This is a genomic window from Ensifer sp. ENS02 (assembly GCF_014851885.1).
In the GTDB taxonomy this organism is placed as follows: Bacteria; Pseudomonadota; Alphaproteobacteria; order Rhizobiales; family Rhizobiaceae; genus Ensifer; species Ensifer adhaerens.
In genome coordinates this window covers 348,297-370,699 of sequence record NZ_JACVAO010000004.1, presented here as the reverse complement: position 1 = coordinate 370,699, position 22,403 = coordinate 348,297, and the positions used below count along the sequence as shown (strand labels likewise).

The window sequence follows — 22,403 nt, the reverse complement described above, 5'->3', positions numbered from 1 at the left end:
GGAAAGCCGCCAGCAATGGCGGCTTTGTCGTTCTTGGCGCAACATCGCGCCTCGGGTGGTACGCGGCGCTGCAATAAGTAGATATCGACAGCGCGCGCTCAAGGGGCGGCAACCGATCCTTTCGCGGCCCGGCCGCCTCGCCTCGATCTATGCCGCCGCCAGTCGCGCGATCTCCACGCGGCGGGCGTTGCTGACCGCGAAGACCAGCATGGCGACAGCCGAGATCGCCGCCGGTACGGCGAAGATCGCGAAGTTCTGCTGCAGCGGAAGCTCCTGCGCCAGGAGCACGCCGCCGAGCGTCGGGCCGACGATCGCGCCGATGCGACCGACACCGGAGGCCCAGCCCAAACCGGTGGAGCGAACCGACAGGTTGTAGAGCTGCGCCACGCTGGCATAGAGCAGGATCTGCGTGCCGATCGTGGTGGCGCCGGCAACAAAGACCATCAGAAACAGGACACCCGTCGGCGGATTGAAGCCGATCAGCGCGATCGAGAAGGCGGCGGCAACGAAGAAACCAACCACCACCTTCGGCAGGCCGAAGCGGTCACCGAGCCAACCACCGGCAATCGCGCCGACCATGCCGCCGAAATTCAGCGAGAACAGGCTGAGCAGGCTCGCCTTCTCGGCATAGCCAGCTTCCTGCAGCACCTTCGGCAGCCAGGACGACAAGAGATAGACGAGCAGTAGGCAGCAGAAGAATGCGACCCAGAGCATCACGGTGCGCAGGGTCCGCTGATGGCGGAAGAGTTCCAGCACCGATGCCGAGGCCCCCTTCCTCTCGGAGAAGACCAGCCTGTCGGTGGTACCGAGACGCGCGTTCGGATCGATCTTGGCATAGATGCGTTTGGCCTCTTCCTGCTTGCCCTGGCGGATAAGGAAGCCGAGCGATTCCGGCAGCTTCCAGAGGATCACTGGCAAGAGGAGCAGCGGCACGGCGGCGATGAAGAACATCGGCTTCCAGCCATAGGACGGGATGAGGCCGATACCGAGGCCGGCAGCGACCATGCCGCCGACGGAATAGCCGGAGAACATCAGCGCCACCAGCGTGCCGCGCAGACGCTTCGGCGCATATTCGTTCATCAGCGCCACCGCATTCGGCATCAAGCCGCCGCAGCCGAGACCGGCGAAGAACCTGAAGATCTTGAATTGCTCCGGCGAATTGGCAAAGCCGGTCAAAAGGGTTGAGAGCGTAAACAGCAGGAAGCTGATGGCGATTCCCTTCTTGCGGCCGATCCGGTCGGCGAGCGGGCCGAAGATCAGCGCCCCGAACATCATGCCGAACAGCGCCCAGGCCTGCAGCGCGCCGGCCTGCGGCTTGCTCAGGCCCCATTCGGCAATCAGCGTCGGCAGCACCGTGCCGGCGACGAAGACGTCGTAACCGTCGACGATCAACAGCAGCGCCGAGAGCACTACCACCATCCACTGGAAGCTCCCAAGCGGGCTCCCGTCAATTGCTTCATTCACATCGATCGTGCGCATCATCTCCTCCCCAGGTGTTAGCGCGTTGAAAAAGGTCCGTCAGCCGAGATCGCCGCCGGCGACCGGCAGAACACTGCCGGTGATGTAGGAGGCCTCGTCGGAGGCCAGGAACAGGATCGGCGCCGCTTGCTCTTCGATGCTGCCGTAGCGTTTCATGAAGCTCGACTGCTTCACCTGGGCGACGACGTCGCCCATCCAGGCCTTCTCGGCCTCATTGTCGCCTTCGGCATTGCGCGGGATGCGGCGCGGCGGCGCCTCGGTTCCGCCCGGTGCTGTGGCAACGACGCGGATGTTGCGGTCGGCAAGCTCCATCGCCAGCGACTGGGTGATGGCATTGACGCCGCCCTTGGCCGCCGAATAGGGCACGCGGTGAATGCCGCGTGTGGCATTGGACGACACGTTGACGATGGTGCCGCCACCGCGGGCAAAGAGATGCGGCAGCACCGCATGGCAACAGTAGAGGGTCGGCATCAGCGAGCGGCGGATCTCTGCATCGATCTGCACCGGTTCGAATTCGGCAAAGGGACGCATGCGGATGGCGCCGCCGACATTGTTGATCAGGATGTCGATGCCGCCGAATTTTTCCGCGGCAAAGTGCATTGCTGCGGCTGCCCCCTCGTGCGTTTCAAGATCGGCTACGAAGGCAGCCGCCCATTCACTGCCGGCCTCCGCCGCCACCTCGGACACGAAATCGGCACGGTCGACAAAGAGAACCTTGCCGCCTTCAGCCACGGCACGCAGCGCCACGGCGCGGCCGATCCCTTGCGCGGCACCGGTGACGACGATTGCCTTACCGGCAAACCGTCCTTCGAAACGAGCGGAGGTCATGCTGCCTCCTTCGCCACCGCATTGGGCGTGAACTTCTCATAGTGGAAACTGTTGGGCCTTACGCCGGTGTCGTCGAGATGCTTGCGCACTGCGTCCACCATAGGCGGCGGGCCGCAGAGATAAACGTCGACATGGCCGCCGTTCAGCACGTCCTCGGGCATGTGCTGGGTCACCCAGCCCTTGCGCGGATGGCTGGAGGCGACATCCGCCACCACCGTGTCAAAGGTGAAGTTGGCAAGCCGCTTGGTATAGGCTTCGATCTCGTCGACAAGCACCAGATCGAGGTCGCGGGTGACGCCGTAGATCAGATGCACTTTCTGCTCCGGGTTGGTGCGGGCCAGAACCTCAAGCATCGACAGGAACGGCGCAAGACCGGTGCCACCGGCGAGGAAGAGCAGGGGGCGCTGAACCTCGCGCAGATAGAAACTGCCGAGCGGCCCGGTCAATTCCAGTTTCGTGCCGACTTCGGCGTGTTCCAGCCACGTGCTCATCAGCCCGCCCGGGATCTTCTTGATCAGGAAGCCGACGCGCGTCTCGCCCGATGCCGAGGAGAAGGAATAGGAACGGCTCTGGCCGCTGCCGGGCACGTCGATGTTGACGTACTGCCCCGGCAGAAAGGCCGGCGCTGCAGCGCCCTCGATATCCAGTTCGAGCACGATCGCCGCATCGTTGTGCGGGACGACGCTTGCCACACTCGCCGTAAACTTCTGCTGTCCGGTCTTACAGGCCGCTGCTGTCGTCGGCACCGCGATGACGCAGTCGCTCGACGGCTTCATCTGGCAGGTCAGCACCAGTCCGCTTGCCGCCTCGTCCGCTGTCAGCGCATCGTCGATGAAGTCGTCGCCGAGGTCGTAGGCGCCGCTTTCGGCGCGGCACTTGCAGGTGCCGCAAACCCCGTCCGAACAGTCCATCGGCAGGTTGATCTTGTTGCGGAAGGCGGCGTCGAGCACCTTCTCATCGTCCCTGCATTCGACGAAGCGGGTGACGCCGTCCTCGAAATTCAAAGCGATCCTGTAGCTGGCCATGGTTGTTCCTCCCATTCCTGTCAGGCGACGGCCGTCAGATGTGGTAGACGTCGATGACCTGGCGGATGTAGTCGTTCTTCAACACGATCTTCTTCCGTGAGATCAGCAGTTCACTGCCGCTCTTGCGGAGCGTGACGAACATGGTCCCGAAGAAGTGGTCGGTGACCTTGTAGCGGTGGTTGAGCGTGTGGAAGTTGTAGCGGAAGTCCGCCTCCTCGCCGCGATCGGCCACAAGCTCGACATTGGTGACGTTGTGGCTTGTGCGCGGCTCCGGCGTGGACGCTCCAGAGCGTTCGGTCTTGATGCGAAAGACGCGATCTTCCAGGCCATCGCGGCTCGGGTAATAGATCAGCGAGATCTGCGACTGCGGATCTTCGGTCAACTGATCGTCGTCGTCCCAGGCCGGCATCCAGTAGCTGACGTCCGGCGCATAGCAGGTCAGCCATTCGTCCCATTGCCGGTCGTCGAGCAGGCGCGCTTCGCGATAGAGGAAGGCGCAGGCGGTGTCATAGGAGATCGTCATGCGACCGCTCCCTGCTTTTCGGAGGCAAGTGCTGTGCGCATCACCTTCGCCCAATATTCGTGCTGGCGGACAAAGAGGCCTTCGTCTTCGCTGCGCTCGCCCGAGAGCAGCGGTGCGATGCCCATGCGCCTGGCGTTCTCATCCGGACCGTCGATCCAGAGCGGCGCACCGCGAGAGAGATCGTTCCAGAGCGCGGTGATGCCGGCGTAACCCTGCTGGCAGGCGCGGAACTCCTCGAGATCGTCGGCCGTGCCCATGCCGGAGACATTGAAGAAATCTTCGTATTGGCGGATGCGCAGCGTGCGATCGGCCGTATTTTCACCCTTCGGCGCGAAGCAGAAGATGCTGATCTCGGTCTTGTCGACGCTGATCGGACGGGTGACGCGGATCTGCGTGCTGAACTGGTCCATCAGGAAGACGTTCGGATAGAGGCAGAGATTGCGGGTCTGGTTGACGATGAAATCCGCCTGCACCTCGCCGACGCGCGCCTTGATCTCCTCGCGGTGGCTGTAGATCGGCCGGACCTCCGGGTTCATGGTGTTGGTCCAGAGCAGGATGTGGCCGTTGTCGAAACCGTAGACGCCGGCAATCGAGCGGCTCCAGCTCGAGGCATCGACCGCCTTTGTGCCCTCCTCGTTGCGCCGGCCCATAGTGGCGGCATAGTTCCAGTGAACGGAGCTGACGTGATAGCCGTCGCAGCCGTTCTCCATCTGCAGCTTCCAGTTTCCGTCGTAGATATAGGAGGAATTGCCGCGCAGTACCTCGAGACCGTCAGGCGCCTGGTCGACGATCTGGTCGATGATGACTTTCGTTTCGCCGAGATAGTCCTCGAGCGAGGTGACATCACGATTGAGGCTGCCGAACAGGAAGCCGCGATAGCTCTCGAAACGGGCAACGCGCTTCAGGTCGTGCGAACCGTCTTTGGCAAACTGCGGCGGATACTGCGTCGTCTTCTCGTCCTTCACCTTCAGGAGCTTGCCGGTGTTGGAGAAGGTCCAGCCGTGGAAGGGACAGGTGAAGCTGCCCTTGTTGCCGTGCTTGCGCCGGCAGAGCATAGCGCCGCGATGGGCACAGGCATTGATGACAGCGTGCAGTTCGCCCGTCTTGTCACGGGTGACGACAACCGGCTGCCGGCCGATATAGGTGGTGTAATAGTCGTTGTTCTCGGGGATCTGGCTCTCGTGGGCGAGATAGACCCAGTTGCTCTCGAAGATGTGCTTCATCTCCAGCTCGAAGAGGTCTTCGTTGGTGAAGATGTCGCGGCGGCAGCGGAACGTGCCGGCCTCATGATCGTCCTCGACCGCGGTGGCGAGCAGGTCGTCGAGGGCTTGGGCTTTGTTGATAACGGCGGACATGGTTCTTCTCCCGCAAACGGCTGATCCGTGCTCGGCTCTAGCGATTGCAACAATGTCTGATGTCAGGGGGCGGCGGCTCAGTCGGCCGCCGCAGAGGTGATCAGGCGGCGGCGCGCTTACGCTGCTCGTTGATCTGGTTGTCGACGCCGTTCACCAGTGAGGTGAGATGGATGTCGAATTCGATCTCGGCGAAGGGGCCGGAGAGGTTGTTCGCCTTGATGCTCGCCTCGTCGGTCCGCTCGGTGACGTCAGGCACCAAGCCATCCCTCGTCGCATAGGCGAAGTCGTCGTTGACCAGCGGGTCGCCGGCGATGTTGATCTGGGTCGTCAGCTTGCGGTGCCCATCGGCGCTGATGAAGAAATGGATGTGGGCCGGGCGCTGGCCGTGACGGCCAAGGGCGGAAAGCAGCTGCTCTGTCGGGCTTCCCGGAGGCACGCCGTAGCCGTGCGGCACGATGCTTTGAAACTTGTAACAGCCCTTGGCGTCGGTGACGATCGTGCGGCGCATGTTGAACGGCGCCTGCAGGCCGGTCGGGTCGAAGTGCGAATAGAAACCGCGGGTGTCACAGTGCCAGACTTCGACCGTCGCGCCCTTCAGCGGCTGGCCGTCGGCATCATAGACGGTGCCGTGCATGATCAGCGTCTGGCCATTGGTGTCGCGGCCATCGTCGAGACGGGCGAAGCCTTCCGAGGCCGGTGCGCCGGCGACATAGAGCGGACCTTCGATGGTGCGCGGCGTCTGATTCTCGATGCCGAGCGCTTCGTCGATCGCGTCGAGACGTTCATCGAGGAAGTGATCGAGGCCGAGGCCGGGCGAGATCAGGCCGGCCTGGCCGGCAGCGCCGATCTCGTTCAGCCAGGCAATACCGGTCCAGTATTCGTCCGGGGTGATGTCGAGATCGTCGATCGCCTTGAACAGGTCGGACATCAGCCGGTGCACGATCTCTTTGACACGCGGGTTGCCGCCGTCCTTGTCGAGGCCGCTGAGAACCTTCAGGAAAGCTTGAGTCTCCGGCTTGTCGAAAATCTTCACGTTCATATCAATTCCTCCACTTGGATTGTCTTGAAGCTCAAGCCGCTTGCCAAACCTCCCGGCCGCGGCACGCACAAATTCTCAGCTATCGTCCTCGCGGATCGAGGATGGGTGCCGAAGCAGCGGCGTGACCTCGATCTGCATGAACTTGAACAGCGGCAGCCCCGAGAGGATCTCGTGCAGCTCGGCATTGTCCTTCACGTCGAAGACGCTGTAGTTCGCGTACTGCCCGGCGATCCGCCAGATATGCCGCCACTTGCCGCTCTGCTGCAGCTGTTGCGAATAGGCCTTTTCCCGGGCGAGGATCTCCGCCGCCTGCTCGGCAGGCAGATCGTGGGGAATGCGAACATCCATTCTGACGTGAAACAGCATGGTTCAGTCCTTACTTCGCAACGCTGATCGTCTTGCGCAGCCCGTCGCGCGCGAAGAATTTCAGCCGATCTTCATCGAGTTCGATCCCGAGCCCTGGAGCATCCGGCACCGTCAGCTCGAAGTCGCTGTAGTCGAGCGGCGTCGCCAGAATTTCCTCGGTCAAAAGCAGCGGACCGAAGAGCTCCGTGCCCCATTGCAGCTTGGCGAAGGTGGAAAACACGTGGGCTGACGCCACTGTGCCGACACCACCTTCCAGCATCGTGCCGCCATAGAGTTCAATGCCCGCGGCATCGGCGATGACCGCCACGCGCTGCGCATTGAACAGACCTCCGCTCTGTTCGATCTTGACCGCGAAGACGTCGGCCCCCTTGGTCTTGGCGATCTCGAAGGCGCTCTCGGGTCCGGTGAGGGACTCGTCGGCCATCAGCGCCAGCGGGAAACGGCGGACGAGGCGACCGAGCGCTGCGGTCGAAGCCACCGGCTGCTCGACCAGTTCACATCCGGCATCGGCGAGCGCTGCCATGCCGTAGGCGGCCTCAAATTCGCTCCAGGCCATGTTGACGTCGACGCGCACCGCGCCGCGCTCGCCGAGCGCCTTCTTGATCGCCGCCACATGGGCGATATCGTCCTTCAGCGGCCTGGCACCGATCTTCAGCTTGAAGATCCGATGACGGCGTAGCTCGAGCATCTTCTCGGCCTCGGCGATATCCTTGGCCGTGTCACCCGACGCCAGCGTCCAGGCGACCGCCAGGCGCTTGCGCAGTGCCCCGCCGAGCAGTTCGCTGATCGGCAGACCCAAGCGCTTTCCATGGGCGTCGAGCAGCGCCGTTTCCACCGCGCTCTTGGCGAAACGGTTTTCCTTGATCGCCTTGCCGATGCGCGCCATCAGCGCCTTCACGTGGGTCGCGTCCTCACTGACCATGACAGGCGCAAAATAGGTATCGATCGCAAGCTTCATGCTTTCCGGGCTCTCGCCGCCATAGGCAAGCCCGCCGATCGTCGTACCCTCGCCAATGCCGACCGTTCCGTCGCTGCAATGGACCTTCACCAGCATCAGCGTCTGGCCGGTCATGGTCGCGACCGACAGCTTGTGCGGCCGGATGGTCGGCAGGTCGACCAGCATGGTCTCGACCCGTTCGATCACGGGGAAGAGGGCTGCTGTCGGGGCGATGGGTGCAAGGGTCGTGTTCATGACCTGAATGTGCGCCCACGCAGCGGGTGACGTCCAACACCAAATAGGTTACCTATGATACCTTGACGGTATAGTATGGCAAAGATTACGCGCATTCATGCGCTTGCCGCACTGCAACATACCGCAACGGTAGGAAAATGGGGGCTGTAACATTGGATCTGCGCCAGCTTCGCTACTTCGTCGCCGTCGCCCGCGAGCGCAACTTCACCCGCGCTGCCGAGCAGCTGCACATCGCCCAGCCGCCCTTGAGCCGGCAGATCCAGCTTCTTGAGGAAGAACTGGGCGTGCCGCTGATCATCCGCAAGAGCCGGCCGGTGCGGCTGACGGAAGCGGGGCGATTGTTTTACGAACAATCGCTGCAAGTGCTCGGCCGGGTGGAACAGATGGTAGAGGCGACCCGCCGCGTCGGTCTCAACCAGAACCGCGTGCTGTCGATCGGCTTCGTCGCGTCCACGCTCTATGGCGGGCTGCCGACGCTGGTGCGCAAGCTCAGGCAGAACGCGCCGGAACTCGATATCCGGCTGTTGGAGATGGTGTCGGTGCAGCAGATCGCGGCGCTGAAGGAAGGCCGGATCGATGTCGGCTTCGGGCGGCTGCATCACAACGATCCCAATGTCGCCGGCATCCTCATGCGGGAAGAGCGCCTCGCCTTGGCGATACCGCAGGGCACGCCGTTTGCCGATGACACATCTCCGCTTCCGTTGAGTGCGGTTGCCGGGCAAAAACTGATCGTCTACCCGAAGGAACCGCGCCCGAGCTATGCCGATCACGTGTTGAGCCTGCTCCACGCGCAGGATGTGCGCCCGGCCGAGGTGCATGAGGTGCGTGAGATCCAGAGTGCGCTTGGCCTCGTCGCCTCGGATGCCGGACTTTGTATCGTCCCGTCCTCTGCGCGTCAGGTCCGCTCCGATCTGCACTATCGCATGATCGAGGGCGAGCGGGCGACCTCACCCGTCATCCTCAACCATCGGGTCGGCGACAATTCCCGTTACATCGAGCTGATCAAGGCGCTGATCGTGGAAATGTATGCGGAAAACCCGCCCTGGCTCGGCCTCGAGCACAATCTGCCGTTCCGGCCGTCCTTCGTTAAATGACGAGTTCAGGCGTCCTCAGATCCCGTGCTTCACCCGTCGGGGAATTGGCACTTTCCGCCCAGATCTCGCAGGCCATCTCGCGAAGCAAAAGCGCCTCGGCCCAGCGATCAGTCGTATCGTTACCGTGCCTGTCGGTGATGGCATAGGGCCTTGGGCCGAGTTCGCAGGTCATGACCAGCTCGGCATCGTTGGCAGCGTGGGAGCGCCAGTGCCGGAAGCCGTAGTCCCACCACTCGCGGAAGAGAGCGACCCAGGGCAGATGGTGGGGAAAGGAAAGCTCGATCTGGATCTGCTGGCAGGAGCCGATACGGCCGTGGAAGGCGCCGGCGTTGCGCAGAATGCGTTGGATCTGGGCGTGGCTTTCGTCTTCCACCGGAAAGGCGAATTCCCGGCCAACGAGATAGTGCGAGAGGTCGGCCAAGAGCGGCAGATCGGGCCGCCGGTCGAGCAGGTCGAGCGTGAAGAGGAGGTCGTTGGTGATCCGGTGACGGTGGGTTTCGATATAGACGGGAACATCCATTTCCTCAGCAAGCCTGGCCCAGCCGTCAAGCAGCGGCAGGCAATCCTCGACCCGGCGCGGGCGAACATCGGCCTGCAGATCGATGTGGCTCACCGGAAACTCCGAGGCCAGTTCCAGCGTCAGGCGCAAATCCTCGACGCTTCGAGGAAAACAGACGCCCTCGATCTTCAAGCCCGTTCCGCGGATCACGGCATTGAGGTGCTCGACATCGCGCCGATTGGTATAATGCGCGCTGATGCCGTCGAACCCGGCCTCGACGATCATTGCGATGTTCTCTTCGAGACTGCGCTCAAAGCCGTCCGCATGCCGGCGCTCCATCGCCCAGAGCGATTGAAAGACAAGCAGCTTCTGCATCAGGCGGCCCTGGCACTTTTGAGCAGCGCCTTGAGGTTCACGCTGGCGTCGGCGAGCGCTCCCGGATCGGGACTGACGCCGGCAGCAATCAGCATTTCCGAGAGCTTGATATCCTTGGCGAGACCATTGCCGAAACCGAGGCCAGCGGCGGCGACGAGACGCCCGCCATCGAGGTAGAATTCGAGTTCGCCACCATCGAGCTGGCGTGTCACGCTTTGATGGTCCGGATGGGGCAGGCCCGCCACCTGCAGGCCGAGATCGTATTGATCGGTCCAGAACCAGGGGATGGCAGAAAAAGCCTCCTTGCCGCCGGCCATGTTGAGGGCCGCGACCTCGGCCTGGGTGCGTGCATTGCGCCAGCTTTCGAAGCGCACATACCCGCCACCCGGCTGGGCCACGGCGGCGCAATCGCCTGATGCATAGATGTTCGGATCGCTGCTGCGCAGATAGCCATCCGTCAGGATACCGTTGCCGACGGCAAGCCCCGCCGCCTCCGCGAGTGCTGTATCCGGCTGGACGCCGATGGCGGCGACGGCGATATCGGCCGGCACCGGAGTGCCGTCGGAAAGAACAACCGCATCACCGGTGATTTCGGCGATCCCCTGCCCCAGATGGAAGGTGACGCCCTCATCCTGATGCCGGGCATGAAGCTTCGCGGCAAAACGCGGCGGCACCGCGCGACCGAGCGGCTTCGGCGCCATTTCGATAACGCTAACCATGATGCCCTTGCCGCGCAGCACCGCCGCAAGCTCCATGCCGATCAGTCCACCGCCGATGATCGCAACGTGTCTGCCGGCTTCGGCACGGGCGAAGATCGCCGCCGCATTGGCGTAGGTGCGGAAATCCAGTGCGCGCTCGGCCCCTATGCAAGCGAGGCGCCTCGGACGGGCGCCGGTGGCGAGCAACAGCTTGTCATAGGTGAGCGTCCGGCCATCGCTCAAGGTGACGGAGCGGTCACCGGCATCCAGTCGGGATGCAGAAACACCTTGCCGGTAGTCGATACCGGCGGCCTCCAGCGCCTCAGCGCCGCAGATCGGCTTCATCTGTACGGCGCCATTGAGCGGCTTCGACAACGGTGGCCGCTCATAGGGCAGATGCGGTTCCGTGCCGATGAGCGTGACGCTGCCGGCAAAGCCAGTTTCACGCAGGGCAAAGGCCGCGCGCGTGCCGGATTCCCCGGCGCCGATTATGACGATGCGATCCATGGCTTGCTCCGTAGATCATGCGTTGACGTGCGGGGCGGTCGCAAAACCGCACGCAAGATTTGTCAGCCCGTTCAAAAAGGTGGCCGGCGCAGGCAGGAGAAGTGCGCCGGCCCACAGCGCCGCGCATCCGTTCAGACGCGCAAAGGTCGCTGTAAAACTCTGAATTCCTGCATGTTTCTGTGCTTCAATCGGCGACGATTAAGGAAACATGCAGGAGGAGGATCAGTTGCGCGCCGCGTAATCGGCCATGTTTTTCGGCGTAACGAGCTCGAAGGGAACCCAGACGTTCTTTTTGACGCTTTCACCGCGCACCAGCGAGACGGCCGTGTCGACGGCGCTAGCCGATTGCCCCTTGGCGTTCTGGAATACGGTTGCGTCGAGGTCGCCGGCGGCCATGGCGGCAAGCCCGTCCTGGGTCGCGTCGATGCCAACGACGATCACGTCGTCCATCGATACACCGGCGGCCTTCAGCGCCTGGATGGCGCCGATCGCCATTTCGTCATTGTTGGCAAAGACCACGTCGATCGGCTGTCCGGCGGTGATCCAGTTGGTGGTGAGATCCATCGCATTGGTGCGCGTCCAGGCGGCCGACTGCTCGTCGGCAATCGTCGCACCCTTGCAGTCGCCGGCAGCGAGCGTTTCCTTGAACGCCGAGGTGCGGTCGCGCGAGGCCTGGTGAGCAAGGTCTCCCATCAGGATATAGACCTGCGCATCACTGGCCTTGCCCTTTTCCTTCAGCAGCGAACAGGCAGCTTCCGCACCCAATCTGCCGGAGTCCGTTTCTTTCGAGCCGACATAGGCCTGCTTTTCCGGCAGCTTGCCGAGGTTATCCGGCTCTAGATTGAGATAGACGAGCGGAATACCGGCCTTCTCAGCGGCTTCGCTGATGCCGGGGGCGGCCGAGGTATCCGTCAGCGTCATGATGATCGCGTCGACGCCGCCCGCGATGAAATTGTTCACCTGGTTGAGCTGCTTGGAGATGTCGGTCTGTGCGTCTTCGATCTGAACGGTGGCGCCGTTGACTTCGGCAGCGCGGGCATTGATGCCCTCACGCAGCAGCGTCTGGAAGTTGTTGTCGAAGCTCTGCATCGAGACGCCGATCGTCTCCGCCGAGGCAGCACTTCCCATCAAGGCGGCAAGTGCTGCCGCCAGGTACATGGATTTCATGATTTCCTCCCGAGGGTGCCGGATCACCCGATCGCATTCCGGAGGCCCGATGGGCCTGATCAATGCTTGCGTGGTGGCCTTAGCCGAGCGCCACACGAACCTCGCCGTCGACGATTTCGGCGGGATAGGTCTTGAGATTCTCGCAGGCCGGAAGCCTGATGGCTTCACCGGTGCGATAATCGAAGGCGCCGGAATGCTTGGGACATTCCACCTCGTAGTCCATGACGAGGCCATCAGCGAGGTGAACGGCCTCGTGGGTGCAGAGCCCGGCGGTGCAATAGACGCTATCGTCGGGACCGCGGTAGACGGCGTAGGTTCGGCCGCCATGGTCGAAGCGGATCGCCCCTTCCTGTTCGATATCGTCCAGCTTGCAGGCTGGTACCCAGGTGATCACGTTGCTCATTCTGCTGCCTCCCCGATGGTGTTGCGTGCCTTGCGGGCTGCGAGTTTTTCCTTGCGTTTGCGGTAGCGCTCCTGCATCCGCGCCTCGCCCTCCTTGGAGCCGTCGTGCCAGGTGCCGAACCAGCGATCGAGCGGGATCAGGGCGTCGCCGTAATTCACCTCGAAATACTTGTGGTGCAGGTAATGCGCATAGGCGTGGCTATCGACGAGCGTCTCTTCACCGACCTCGACCTTGTCGAAGCCGACATGGCCGGGAATGGCACCGAAGCCCGCGTAGTGCAGCTGGTAAAGCATCAGGATCGGGTTGGACGGCAGGATCAGGTGATAGAAGGCGGTGGCGAAGTAGAGCAGGTGCTCGACCGGATGCATCGACAGCGACGACCAGGGCGACGGGTTCACCGAATTGTGGTGGACCGAATGCACCCACTTGTAGAGCAGCGGCGTGTGGATGAGCCGGTGGATGCAGAAGAAATGGAACTCGTGGATAACAGGCACCACCAATGCGACGAGCGCGAGCGTCCAGGGATTGTCCGCGAAGCTCAGCCACGGCGCATAGCCATTGGCGTAGGCCCAGAGCATGGCGACTTCGACGGCGGTCCAGATCGTCACGCCTGAGAGGAACGTGCGCAGGATGTTGTCGAGATTCTGGCTTTCGAACCAGAAGGCTTTGCTCTTCTGCTCGGCCGGAAACTTGCCGTTGTACTTGAACCGGTTTTCCTGCCGTTTCAGCACATAGAGATGCAGCTCGAAAGCGCCGTAGAAGAAGAAGACGCAAACCGCGTTGACCGCATAGAGCCAGGCGATCCAGCCGACGCTCAAGCTCTGCATCGCCTCGACCGGCGGGATCACCCAGGCCCAATAGACGACGGCCGACGCCGCGAAGATCGCATTCCAAGGAAAGAAGTAATGCGGCAGCCACTTGACGAGCGCCAGCAGTTTTGGCGGGAAGGCAAACAGCGGCGCCGTTTCGATCGGCTCGTTCGGCGCCCAGTCGCCGCGCTTGTTGCGGGTTCCATATTTCAGATCGTCCATGGCGCTCTCCTCCCGGCGGACCGCATGCGCTCCGCCCTAAATCCTTCGAAGGAGGTTGCTTTCCGGGTCTGTCGGAGCGCCTCCTTCTTGATAAAAATCTAGCAGGAGGCGGTCGGAACGGCGAAAGCTTGTTTGATCAAATCAGATCAAAGGCTTTCGGCTGTGATGGTAATGAAGCGAATGGGGGCGGTGTCCGGCTCCATCTCGGAAAGCCCGATCCGCCGCAGCATCAGGTCAAGCGAGCGACGGGCCTGTGCCTCCGGCGCCTGGTCGAGCACGACGTCCATGATGCCGTCGCTAAGCGCCTTGCGGGTGTAGTCGGTCAGCTCATGGCCGACGAAGAAGATTTCGGTGCCACGCTTATGTCGGCGAAGCACGTCGATCAGGGCCGCATTCGCGCCGCCGGCATTATAGAGCCCGGCCATATCCGGATACATGTCGAGCGCCCATCGCAACGCTTCGGCGCCATAGTGCTCCTCGTCGCGGGTAAAACCCAGCCACTCGAACCGGCGGTCGCCCGGATGCCCCTCAAAATAGTCCGAGAAGCCACTGAGGCGGTCGCGATGGACCTGATAGATCGGGTGGCAGAGCGCGACGACGGGCCCCGCCTTGCGCGCCATGCGCGCGATGAAGAGTGCCGCCGTTCGTCCGGCCGCGTGATTGTCGATGCCGACGAATTCGCCCAAGTCGTGCGAGGCCCTTGTCACGACATGGACCACCGGCACGCCGCGCACGATCACGGCTTCGACAGCGGCGCTGATCAGCGGATGATTGGGCACGGCCAGGATCAATCCGGCGCGGCTAACCTCGGCTGAAAGGATGCGCCTGGCGATCTCCTCCGGCTTCATTTCCTCGGTAAAGCTGCGATGCACGACGACGAGCGGATCCAGCGTCTCGGCGATCCGCTGAAAGGCCTGCGACAGGCGGCGATAGAAGGTCGTCTCCGGCCGCACCATCAGCACATCGATGCGCAAAAGCCCGCGATGGGTCTCGGGAAGGGTTCGCGGATAATTCAGCGCGCGCGCCGCAACGACGACTTTTTCGACGAGGTCCGGGCGAACACCACCGCGGCCGTTCAAGACCCGCTCGACTGTCGCGGTACCGACGCCTGCCAGTTCAGCAATGTCGCGATAGTTCGGCTTGCTCACCTGGACTACTCCCCACCACACGTGTTCATAGCGCCTTAGCATGTGATCGCCCCTGTTCGACAGAGCAGGCGTCCGAAGTCAGGGCCTCCCCTCGCCGCCGCTGCCGCGGCGCCTATATCAACCGGGTATCGAGAATGGGATCGAGGCATCATGACCTATGAATTGTACTACTGGGACGGCATCCAGGGGCGCGGTGAATTTGTCCGACTGGCACTCGAGGACGCCGGCGCCGCTTATGTCGATGTGACGCGCGCGCCGGGCCGCGGCACCGGGGAGATGCTGAAGCTGATGGAGAGCGCCACCGAGGCGCACGTGCCATTTGCGCCGCCCTTTCTGAAAGATGGCAACCAGATCATCTCGCATGTCGCCAACATCCTCTTCTACCTCGGCCCCAAGCTCAGCCTTGCGCCTGACGGTGAGGCGCTGCAGTGGTTCGCCAATGGCCTGCAGCTCACCGTCACCGACTTAATCGCCGAAGTGCATGACACGCACCATCCGATCGCGACTTCGAAATATTATGAGGAGCAGAAGGCGGAGGCGAAGGACCGCGCATTCGAATTCGTCACCAACCGCATCCCGAAGTTTCTCGGTTATTTCGAGCGGATTCTCGCGCAAAACCCTGATGGCAGCGGCCATGCAGTCGGGAACGCCGTCACCTATGTCGACCTTTCGCTGTTCCAGGTGATCGAGGGGCTACGCTATGCCTTTGCCAAAGCGATGCGGCACTATGAGGAGGACTACCCCAATCTCATGAAACTGCACGCCTCGGTGAAAGCCCGGCCGAACATCGCCGCCTATCTCGCCTCATCGCGACGGCTGGCCTTCAATGAAGACGGCATCTTCCGCAATTACCCGGAACTGGATATCGCGCCCTGACGGAAACTCCCCTCAGGCGGCCGCCACCTGGTGCTCCCGCAGGAACGCGGAGACGCGCCTCAAGCCTCCGCGTAGAATGCCTTCGTTGTTGGCGTAGCCGATCCTGAGATAGCCTCCCATGTCCATGGCGCTGCCCGGCGTGAACATCACGCCGGTTCGCTGTAGCAGTTGCAGGCAGAATGCCTCTGAAGTCATCGGCAGGTCGTATTTCAGAAGCGCCGTCGTGCCCGACTGCGGCTTGATCCAGGCGATCAACGGCTAAGCACCCACTCAGTCCGAGAGAATGGCGAGGTTGGTGCACCGTCTACAGCTCGGCGCAGGCCTATGCCTACATCAATGACGGCGACGGCGTCGTGACCTTCGTCCGCAACGTCATCTCGTAGACAAGGCCTAAGCTGCCACCCGCTACTCGACGTAGTTCCAGGGGACGAAGCGATAGAGCGTCTCGTCGCGCGCCACATGGCCAACACCGGGGAACGGCAGATGCGCACCGGCGACGAGGTATCGCCCATCGGCCGCATCCGCCAGCGCCACGGCACGCGTCGCTGCCGCCGCGGTGCCGTCGACGTCGAAGCTGACGAAGACGTCAGGCGTGTCGAACTGGATGTAGTCGCCGTGAATGACGTCCCCCCAGAATACGAGGCGCTGGCCGTCATCCGCTTTCAGCACGATCGCGGAATGCCCGGGCGTGTGCCCGGCGCGCAGGGTCGATCCGAGGTTCGGCAAGACGTCCGCGTCGTCGGCGAAACGCTTCACTTTTCCGGCGGCGATATAGGGGGCCAGGGCATCGTGCGCTCGCTGAAAGTCGGTCTTCTGCGCCTCGGTCAGCGCCGTCACGCCCTCCCGCTCGATCCAGTAGCGGTATTCGCGCTCGGCGAGATGGATCTCGGCATTCGGGAATTGTGCTTTGCCGTCGATGGTGAGGCCGCCCGAGTGGTCGGCGTGCACATGGGTCAGGATCACCGCGTCGACCTGGTCGGCGCGATAGCCGGAGGCCGTGAGATGCCTCAAGAGCTTGCCGGCGGCAATGCCGAGCAGGCTCCCCGACCCGGCATCGATCAGCACCAGCCGTTCGCCGTCGTTGACGAGATAGGCGTTGATCGACAGATGCGGCTCCTTGCCGAGGAAGTTTTCGTCCAGCCTGCGCTGCAGCTCGCCTTCCGGTTCGTTCTGATAGATCTTTGTCATCGGCAACGCCAAGGTGCCGTCCGACAAGGCGGTGACTTCGAACTTTCCGAAGCGGAAGCGATAGTAACCGGCATTGGCGACGGTCGATAATGGCGCGGCGGAAAAGGCGATCCGCGGTGCGAGCGGCAACAGGGCCGCGGCGGCAAGAAGGCCCAAAGCTTGTCTGCGAGTGGTCATGATCGGCTCCTTCGATTGGATGCCGAGACGCTATCAATTCAACCGTCGGTCGATTATCCTGCGATCGTGGAAGTAATTGTTCCGGAAACGCATGAAATCCCCCCAATCTGCCGATCTCAACAGCCTCAGGATTTTCCTCGAGGTCGCCCGCTCAGAGAGCTTTTCCTCAGCTGCGCTTCGCCTGCACCTGCCACCGAGCACGGTCAGCCGGCGCCTGGGCGAGCTTGAGGCAGCGCTTGGCGTCGCCCTGCTGCTGCGCTCCACCCGCCGGGTCTCCTTGACCGAGGCCGGACAGCATCTGCTGGAATCGGTCGGGGGCGCCGTCGAGCTCATCGACCGCGGCATCGCCGGCTTCCAACCGGCCGACGGTACGGCGCGCGGGCGCCTAAGGGTCGCGACGTCAGTCGCCTTTGCCCGTACCTTCCTGCCACCGATCCTGAAGCGCTATGCGGAACTCTGCCCAGAAGTCCAGGTCGACGTGCAGACCACCCACCAAAATGTCGATCTGATCGGCGAAGGCGTCGACGTGGCCTTAAGGATGGGCGAACCCGTCGACAGCGAGATGATCTACCGCAAGATCGGAACGATCGAGCAGCGCCTCTATGCCGCGCCCGCCTATTGCGCAGGATTGGCGCTGTCTTCGCCCGAGGACCTCATGCACGTCGCCCTGGTGGCACACCGGACACGCATGCGACGGGAGCTTGCCCATTGGGTGCTGTCAGACGGCAACAGGCACTTTACGCTCGAGCGCCCGCCATCGATCGTCGTCGACGATCCGGCGATCGGTGAGCGCCTGATCTCCGAAGGTCTCGGCATCGGCATGCTCAGCGACGCGCTCGCCGCTGACGGCGTCGCAGCAGGAAGACTTGTGCCGGTTCTTCCCGAATGGTTCGGGCCGCCTACGCACCTCTACTACCTCTACCACCAGCAACTGGGCGACCTGCCGAAAGTGGCGGAGTTCCTGAAAGCGGTGCGCGAGACGTTTCAGGTTCGGAGCAAGTAGCGTCGCACCGCCGCCGCTTCCAGCAACCGTCATGCGGCGACGCGCGGAGGGCCGGGCTTTCGCGCCTAGGGCCGAAGCTCTTCGATCGAATCCACCCGGTCCGGATAGAATGCCAACCGATCCCGGATGTCGGCGACCGCCTCATGCGGGTTCTCATAGCTCCAGACTGCGTTTCGCGATCGCTCGCCGCCGGATGGGATGCTGTAGTAGGACGCATCCCCCTTATAGGGGCAGTGGGACGCGTGATCCGTGCGCTCAAGCAAAGACATGTCGACATCCTCACGCGGGATGTACTGCACCGGCGGATAGGACGCCTCGCGCAAGGCGAGCGCATTGCGGGTGTCGGCAACGACGCGCCCGCCAAGCGTGACGACGACCCGCGCCGGGTTTTGCTCGATGGTGATCGGATGATCGGGACCGGGGATCTTGATCGGATTGTCTGACATGGGCGACCGCCTCCAGAACGTTACGGATACTAGGTGGTTACCTCGCCGGCCAATTCCAACCGGTCACGCCAAAAACCCTCAGCTGTTTGCCGCCGGAGAACGGACGGCTGTTGAGGGTTCTACCGCGGCCGCCGTCGGATGGCTCTCGTCGAGCAGCTTGCGCACCTCCATCACGCCCTTGGCCGTATCCGACCAGCTGTGTCTCCAGACGAGAAGCGCGACCGAGCCGACGATGGCGATAAGAAAGGCGATCGGCCCCAAGAACCAGAGCGCGGCGGCAACGGTGAAGTAATAGGAGCGGACACCCTGGCTGAAGGATCGAAGGGCCGGATTGATCATCAGCGACAGGGCGTGGGCCCATGCGGCGATGTCGCGGGCTTCTTCGCGCGAAGGGCTCGCTCCGATCGCTGCGAGGCAATAGTTGATCTGCCGCACCGCCCAGATGAATTCGGACAGCCCGCGCAGCAAGGTCGCCATGACGAGCAGCACCTTGCATTGAAACAGCCACAACGGCTCGATCGGCGCGAACATCGCGATGATGCCCGACTGAAGGCCAATCGTCGGCTGGATGAAAAGCGCACTGCTCATGGCGACGATGACGATGAGATTGGCCGAGCCGAAGAACGAGGCCGAATTGATCGTGTGACCGAGAATGGCGGCGTCACCGATGAAGTTGGTATCCCGCGTCAGCACCTCGCGCATCCAAGCCTGCCGGACACGCACCATGTCCAGCATCAGGCTGTCTGTCCGGCGCGGCCAACCAAGCGCCATCATCGGCTCCAGTCCCACCCAGGTCACGAGGAACAGGATAATCGCAATCCAATCAAGCATCTGCACGGCCAGCCTCCCACCATAGCAGTTCCTAATAGAAGCCGCGGCGAGCGGCGCGTCAACGCGGCGGCGCAAGTCGGGACTGCCGAAGCCGACGGCGTCGCCAGTACTTGCTGACAATCCCTGGGACTTATGTGTCATCACCGGATTGACTCGGCCTGTATCCTGGATACAATTTACCTCGATCTTGGGAGGGATCGATGAACCAATCCTTTGAATGGCGAAGCCAGTCACGCTTGCTCGACGAAGTGGCCCAGGCCCTTCGCGAACGTATTTATGCCGGCGTCTATGCGCCGGGCGCGACGCTGCGCCAGGAAAAGATCGCCGCCGAGTTCGGCATCAGCCGCACGCCGCTGCGCGAGGCGCTGCGCGTGCTCGAGCGCGACGGGCTGGTCGTCAACAAGCCGGGCAGCGGTGTCCGGGTCGCAACCGCCGACCTGCCAAAACTGCTGGACGCCTACGCGGTGCGTGAGGCCATGGATGGCGTGGCGGCCCGCAACGCCGCCGAGCGGGCGACAAATGCCGAGATCAAGGATCTGGCAAAGCAGGTGGAGCGCCAGCGCAAGACCGTCGAAAACTGGGATCCAGGCGCCTACACACAGTCCAACGTCGTCTTTCACGAGGCGATCGTTGCGGCCTCGCGCAATGCGTCGCTGGCGCCGCTCGGGCCGCTTCTGCGCATGACCTCGCAGGTTTTTGCCCCAGCCTTTTCGCTTTCGAGCGAGCGGGCGAGCACTGCGGTCGCCGAACACGGGCTGATCGTCGAGGCGATCGCCGCACGGAACCTTGATGAATCCGAGAAACTGGCCCGCGCCCACATCAACGCGACGGCCATGAGATTGAAGGCGCTGCTTGAAGAGCGCGGGACTGACAAAGAGGCATGACTGTGAAGACCTACGGCAATTTCATCGCGAACAAGTGGCAGGACGCAACGGGCGGCGAGTTCATCGCCGTCAGGGATCCTTCCAACGGCCAGGAATTTGCGCGCATCGCCCGGGGCACTCGGGACGATATCGATCTCGCCGTGCGTTCGGCACGCGCGGCACTCTCAGGTGAGTGGGGACGCCTGACGCCGACCGAGCGCGGCCGGGTGCTGACCCGGATTTCGGCCGGTGTGCTGCGCAACATCGACCTTCTGACGGAGCTCGAAGCACGCGATGTCGGCAAGCCGCTGACCCAGGCGCGCGCCGATGTCGTGGCGCTTGCGCGCTATCTCGAATTCTATGGCGGCGCCGCCGACAAGGTTCATGGCGACACCATCCCCTATCAGAACGGCTTCACCGTACTGACCGTCTACGAGCCACATGGCGTCACGGGCCATATCATCCCCTGGAACTACCCGATGCAGATCCTCGGCCGCAGCCTCGGCGCGGCCCTTGCCATGGGCAACGCCGCCGTCGTCAAGCCGGCCGAAGAGGCCTGCCTCACCATCTTGGAGTTCGCCCGCATCGCCGAAGAAGAGGGCTTGCCCTCGGGCGCGCTCAACATCGTCACCGGCTTCGGCTCGGAGGCGGGCGCAGCGCTTTCGGAACACCCCGATGTCAACCACATCTCCTTTACCGGCTCGGTCCGCACCGGCGAGATGGTGCAGGCAGCCGCGGCGAAGAACGCCGTGCCGGTGACGCTGGAACTCGGCGGCAAGTCGGCGCAGATCGTCTTTGCCGATGCGGATCTCGACCGCGCGGTCCCCTTCCTCGTCAATGCCGGCATCCAGAATGCCGGTCAGACCTGTTCGGCCTCGTCGCGCATTCTGGTTGAGCGTGCCGTCTATGAAGAAGTGGTCGCGCGGATGAGCGAACGGTACCGCGCCTTGAAGGTCGGTCCTGCTGGCAGCGATCTCTCGGTCGGCCCGGTCGTCTCGCAGCGGCAGAAGGCGATCGTCGAGGGCTTCCTTGCCGACGCCGCCAAGGATGGCCTGAAGGTCGCAGCGCAGGGCGAGATCGTCGCCGACGCGCCGGCCGAGGGCGCCTATGTCGCGCCGACGTTGCTGCGCGACGTGCCGCACCAACACCGCACGGTGCAGGAAGAGATCTTCGGCCCGGTTCAGGTGATCATGCCCTTCGACGGCGAGGAGGAAGCCATTCGACTTGCCAACGGCACCGACTATGGCCTCGTCTGCGGCGTCTGGACCAATGACGGCGGCCGGCAGTTGCGCATGGCGCGCGCCGTGCACGCCGGCCAGGTCTTCATCAACAATTACGGCGCCGGCGGCGGCGTCGAGCTGCCCTTCGGCGGCGTCAAGAAATCGGGCCATGGCCGCGAGAAGGGTTTTGAGGCCCTCTACGGCTTTGCCAGCATGAAAACCATCTCTGTCTACCACGGCTAGAGCGCGCAAAACCGCAGGCGGCGTTCCACCCGCATCGCGCTCCAACCCATGATCTAAGTCTCCTTGGGAGGAACAACAAAGTGTCACTGGAAGGTAAAGTCGCTCTCATCACCGGCGCAGGCTCCGGTTTCGGCGAAGGCATTGCCAAGCGCTTCGTCGAAGGCGGCGCCAAGGTCATCGTCGTCGATCGCGATGCTGCGGGTGCAGAGCGCGTCACCAAGCAACTCGGCAGCAATGCCATCGCCGTGGTTGCCGATATCGCCAAGGAAGCCGACGTTAACGCGGCCGTTGCGGCGGGTCTCAAGCAGTTCGGGCACGTCGATATCCTGATCAACAATGCCGGCATCGGCCACAAGCCGCAGAATGCCGAGCTGGTCGAGCCCGACGAATTCGACCGTATCCTCGGCGTCAATGTGCGCGGCGTCTACCTGATGACGCGGGCGCTGCTGGCGCACATGAAGGAAAACAAGGCGGGCGTTATCGTCAACATCGCTTCGACCGGCGCCAACCGGCCGCGTCCCAACCTTGCCTGGTACAACGCGACCAAGGGCTGGGTCGTTTCTGCCACCAAGGCGCTCGCGATCGAACTCGCGCCCTTCAACATCCGCGTTGTCGCGCTCAACCCGGTTGCCGGCGAAACGCCGCTGCTGACCACCTTCATGGGCGAGGACTCCGAGGAAATCCGCAAGAAGTTCCGCGATTCCATTCCGCTCGGACGCCTGCTGAAGCCGGAAGACCTTGCGGAGGCCGCCTTCTTCGTCGCCTCGCCGCAGGCGTCGATGATCACCGGCGTGGCGCTCGACGTCGACGGCGGACGCTCGATCTGA

General features: G+C 63.0%; 24 protein-coding genes. 6 read left to right on the top strand and 18 right to left on the bottom strand.

Annotated elements, in window-relative coordinates; translation table 11 throughout:
• Positions 1-147: 147 nt before the first annotated feature.
• From IB262_RS11345 to IB262_RS11310, 8 genes are all read right to left on the bottom strand, one after another.
• On the bottom strand, positions 148-1,482 hold the full coding sequence (locus IB262_RS11345) for an MFS transporter (RefSeq protein WP_082566574.1): 1,335 nt from the start codon (positions 1,480-1,482) through the stop codon (positions 148-150).
• 36 nt (positions 1,483-1,518) lie between these two features.
• A complete protein-coding gene (gene benD / locus IB262_RS11340; protein ID WP_034801719.1) occupies positions 1,519-2,307 on the bottom strand; it encodes a benzoate diol dehydrogenase BenD in 789 nt (262 codons plus the stop codon).
• The gene (gene benC / locus IB262_RS11335) at positions 2,304-3,332 is read right to left on the bottom strand and encodes a benzoate 1,2-dioxygenase electron transfer component BenC (protein ID WP_112977089.1); all 1,029 of its coding nucleotides are present in this window, start codon (positions 3,330-3,332) and stop codon (positions 2,304-2,306) included. The genes benD and benC overlap by 4 nt, the downstream gene beginning before the upstream one ends.
• A 34-nt stretch (positions 3,333-3,366) precedes the next feature.
• Positions 3,367-3,855 (bottom strand): benzoate 1,2-dioxygenase small subunit, encoded by a 489-nt coding sequence (gene benB / locus IB262_RS11330; protein WP_034801721.1) that lies wholly within the window; start codon positions 3,853-3,855, stop codon positions 3,367-3,369.
• On the bottom strand, positions 3,852-5,210 hold the full coding sequence (locus IB262_RS11325; RefSeq protein WP_192493564.1) for a Rieske 2Fe-2S domain-containing protein: 1,359 nt from the start codon (positions 5,208-5,210) through the stop codon (positions 3,852-3,854). The genes benB and IB262_RS11325 overlap by 4 nt, the downstream gene beginning before the upstream one ends.
• A gap of 100 nt (positions 5,211-5,310) precedes the next feature.
• Positions 5,311-6,249 carry a catechol 1,2-dioxygenase gene (gene catA, locus IB262_RS11320; RefSeq protein ID WP_034801723.1) on the bottom strand — a complete coding sequence of 313 codons (939 nt, stop codon included), beginning with the start codon at positions 6,247-6,249 and terminating at the stop codon, positions 5,311-5,313.
• Positions 6,250-6,324: 75 nt separating this feature from the next.
• Positions 6,325-6,615 (bottom strand): muconolactone Delta-isomerase, encoded by a 291-nt coding sequence (gene catC, locus IB262_RS11315; protein ID WP_034801725.1) that lies wholly within the window; start codon positions 6,613-6,615, stop codon positions 6,325-6,327.
• 10 nt (positions 6,616-6,625) lie between these two features.
• Positions 6,626-7,807: a muconate/chloromuconate family cycloisomerase gene (locus IB262_RS11310; RefSeq protein ID WP_192493563.1), complete on the bottom strand. Its 1,182-nt coding sequence runs from the start codon at positions 7,805-7,807 to the stop codon at positions 6,626-6,628.
• A 152-nt stretch (positions 7,808-7,959) separates the two neighbouring features.
• Between IB262_RS11310 and IB262_RS11305 the strand changes: the two genes are divergently transcribed.
• Entirely contained in the window at positions 7,960-8,901 is a 942-nt protein-coding gene (locus tag IB262_RS11305; protein WP_034801727.1) for a LysR family transcriptional regulator, read from the top strand.
• Here IB262_RS11305 and IB262_RS11300 read toward each other — a convergent pair.
• From IB262_RS11300 to IB262_RS11275, 6 genes are all read right to left on the bottom strand, one after another.
• Entirely contained in the window at positions 8,894-9,775 is an 882-nt protein-coding gene (locus IB262_RS11300) for a sugar phosphate isomerase/epimerase (protein WP_192493562.1), read from the bottom strand. The genes IB262_RS11305 and IB262_RS11300 overlap by 8 nt on opposite strands.
• Positions 9,775-10,980 carry an FAD-dependent oxidoreductase gene (locus IB262_RS11295; RefSeq protein WP_113136389.1) on the bottom strand — a complete coding sequence of 402 codons (1,206 nt, stop codon included), beginning with the start codon at positions 10,978-10,980 and terminating at the stop codon, positions 9,775-9,777. Before IB262_RS11295 ends, IB262_RS11300 begins: the two co-directional genes overlap by 1 nt.
• 222 nt (positions 10,981-11,202) lie before the next feature.
• Entirely contained in the window at positions 11,203-12,147 is a 945-nt protein-coding gene (locus IB262_RS11290) for a substrate-binding domain-containing protein (protein WP_060529331.1), read from the bottom strand.
• A gap of 79 nt (positions 12,148-12,226) precedes the next feature.
• A complete protein-coding gene (locus IB262_RS11285; RefSeq protein ID WP_034801776.1) occupies positions 12,227-12,538 on the bottom strand; it encodes a MocE family 2Fe-2S type ferredoxin in 312 nt (103 codons plus the stop codon).
• 8 nt (positions 12,539-12,546) lie between these two features.
• Positions 12,547-13,581, bottom strand: coding sequence for a sterol desaturase family protein (locus IB262_RS11280; protein ID WP_060584590.1), 1,035 nt, complete (start codon positions 13,579-13,581; stop codon positions 12,547-12,549).
• Between the two features lie 146 nt (positions 13,582-13,727).
• Positions 13,728-14,729 carry a LacI family DNA-binding transcriptional regulator gene (locus IB262_RS11275; RefSeq protein ID WP_060521854.1) on the bottom strand — a complete coding sequence of 334 codons (1,002 nt, stop codon included), beginning with the start codon at positions 14,727-14,729 and terminating at the stop codon, positions 13,728-13,730.
• Positions 14,730-14,879: 150 nt separating this feature from the next.
• Between IB262_RS11275 and IB262_RS11270 the strand changes: the two genes are divergently transcribed.
• Positions 14,880-15,605 carry a glutathione S-transferase gene (locus IB262_RS11270; RefSeq protein WP_060521853.1) on the top strand — a complete coding sequence of 242 codons (726 nt, stop codon included), beginning with the start codon at positions 14,880-14,882 and terminating at the stop codon, positions 15,603-15,605.
• 12 nt (positions 15,606-15,617) lie between these two features.
• Here the strand turns inward: IB262_RS11270 and IB262_RS11265 are convergent, their stop codons facing one another.
• The gene (locus tag IB262_RS11265) at positions 15,618-15,860 is read right to left on the bottom strand and encodes a hypothetical protein (RefSeq protein ID WP_192493561.1); all 243 of its coding nucleotides are present in this window, start codon (positions 15,858-15,860) and stop codon (positions 15,618-15,620) included.
• Between the two features lie 150 nt (positions 15,861-16,010).
• The gene (locus IB262_RS11260) at positions 16,011-16,970 is read right to left on the bottom strand and encodes an MBL fold metallo-hydrolase (protein ID WP_060521851.1); all 960 of its coding nucleotides are present in this window, start codon (positions 16,968-16,970) and stop codon (positions 16,011-16,013) included.
• 91 nt (positions 16,971-17,061) lie between these two features.
• Between IB262_RS11260 and IB262_RS11255 the strand changes: the two genes are divergently transcribed.
• Positions 17,062-17,973, top strand: a complete 912-nt coding sequence (locus tag IB262_RS11255; RefSeq protein WP_192493560.1) for a LysR family transcriptional regulator — start codon at positions 17,062-17,064, stop codon at positions 17,971-17,973.
• Positions 17,974-18,038: 65 nt separating this feature from the next.
• Here the strand turns inward: IB262_RS11255 and IB262_RS11250 are convergent, their stop codons facing one another.
• Entirely contained in the window at positions 18,039-18,419 is a 381-nt protein-coding gene (locus IB262_RS11250; protein ID WP_192493559.1) for a DUF427 domain-containing protein, read from the bottom strand.
• A 78-nt stretch (positions 18,420-18,497) separates the two neighbouring features.
• Positions 18,498-19,256: a DUF599 family protein gene (locus tag IB262_RS11245; RefSeq protein ID WP_090426018.1), complete on the bottom strand. Its 759-nt coding sequence runs from the start codon at positions 19,254-19,256 to the stop codon at positions 18,498-18,500.
• A 194-nt stretch (positions 19,257-19,450) separates the two neighbouring features.
• On the opposite strand from IB262_RS11245, the gene IB262_RS11240 reads away from it, so the two are divergent.
• The 3 genes from IB262_RS11240 to IB262_RS11230 all read left to right on the top strand — a co-directional run bounded on the left by IB262_RS11240 (position 19,451) and on the right by IB262_RS11230 (position 22,403).
• Positions 19,451-20,134: a GntR family transcriptional regulator gene (locus IB262_RS11240; protein WP_034801749.1), complete on the top strand. Its 684-nt coding sequence runs from the start codon at positions 19,451-19,453 to the stop codon at positions 20,132-20,134.
• Complete coding sequence (locus IB262_RS11235; RefSeq protein ID WP_060608115.1) at positions 20,131-21,576, top strand: aldehyde dehydrogenase family protein; 1,446 nt, start codon at positions 20,131-20,133, stop codon at positions 21,574-21,576. The genes IB262_RS11240 and IB262_RS11235 overlap by 4 nt, the downstream gene beginning before the upstream one ends.
• An 80-nt stretch (positions 21,577-21,656) precedes the next feature.
• Positions 21,657-22,403: a glucose 1-dehydrogenase gene (locus IB262_RS11230; protein ID WP_060608116.1), complete on the top strand. Its 747-nt coding sequence runs from the start codon at positions 21,657-21,659 to the stop codon at positions 22,401-22,403.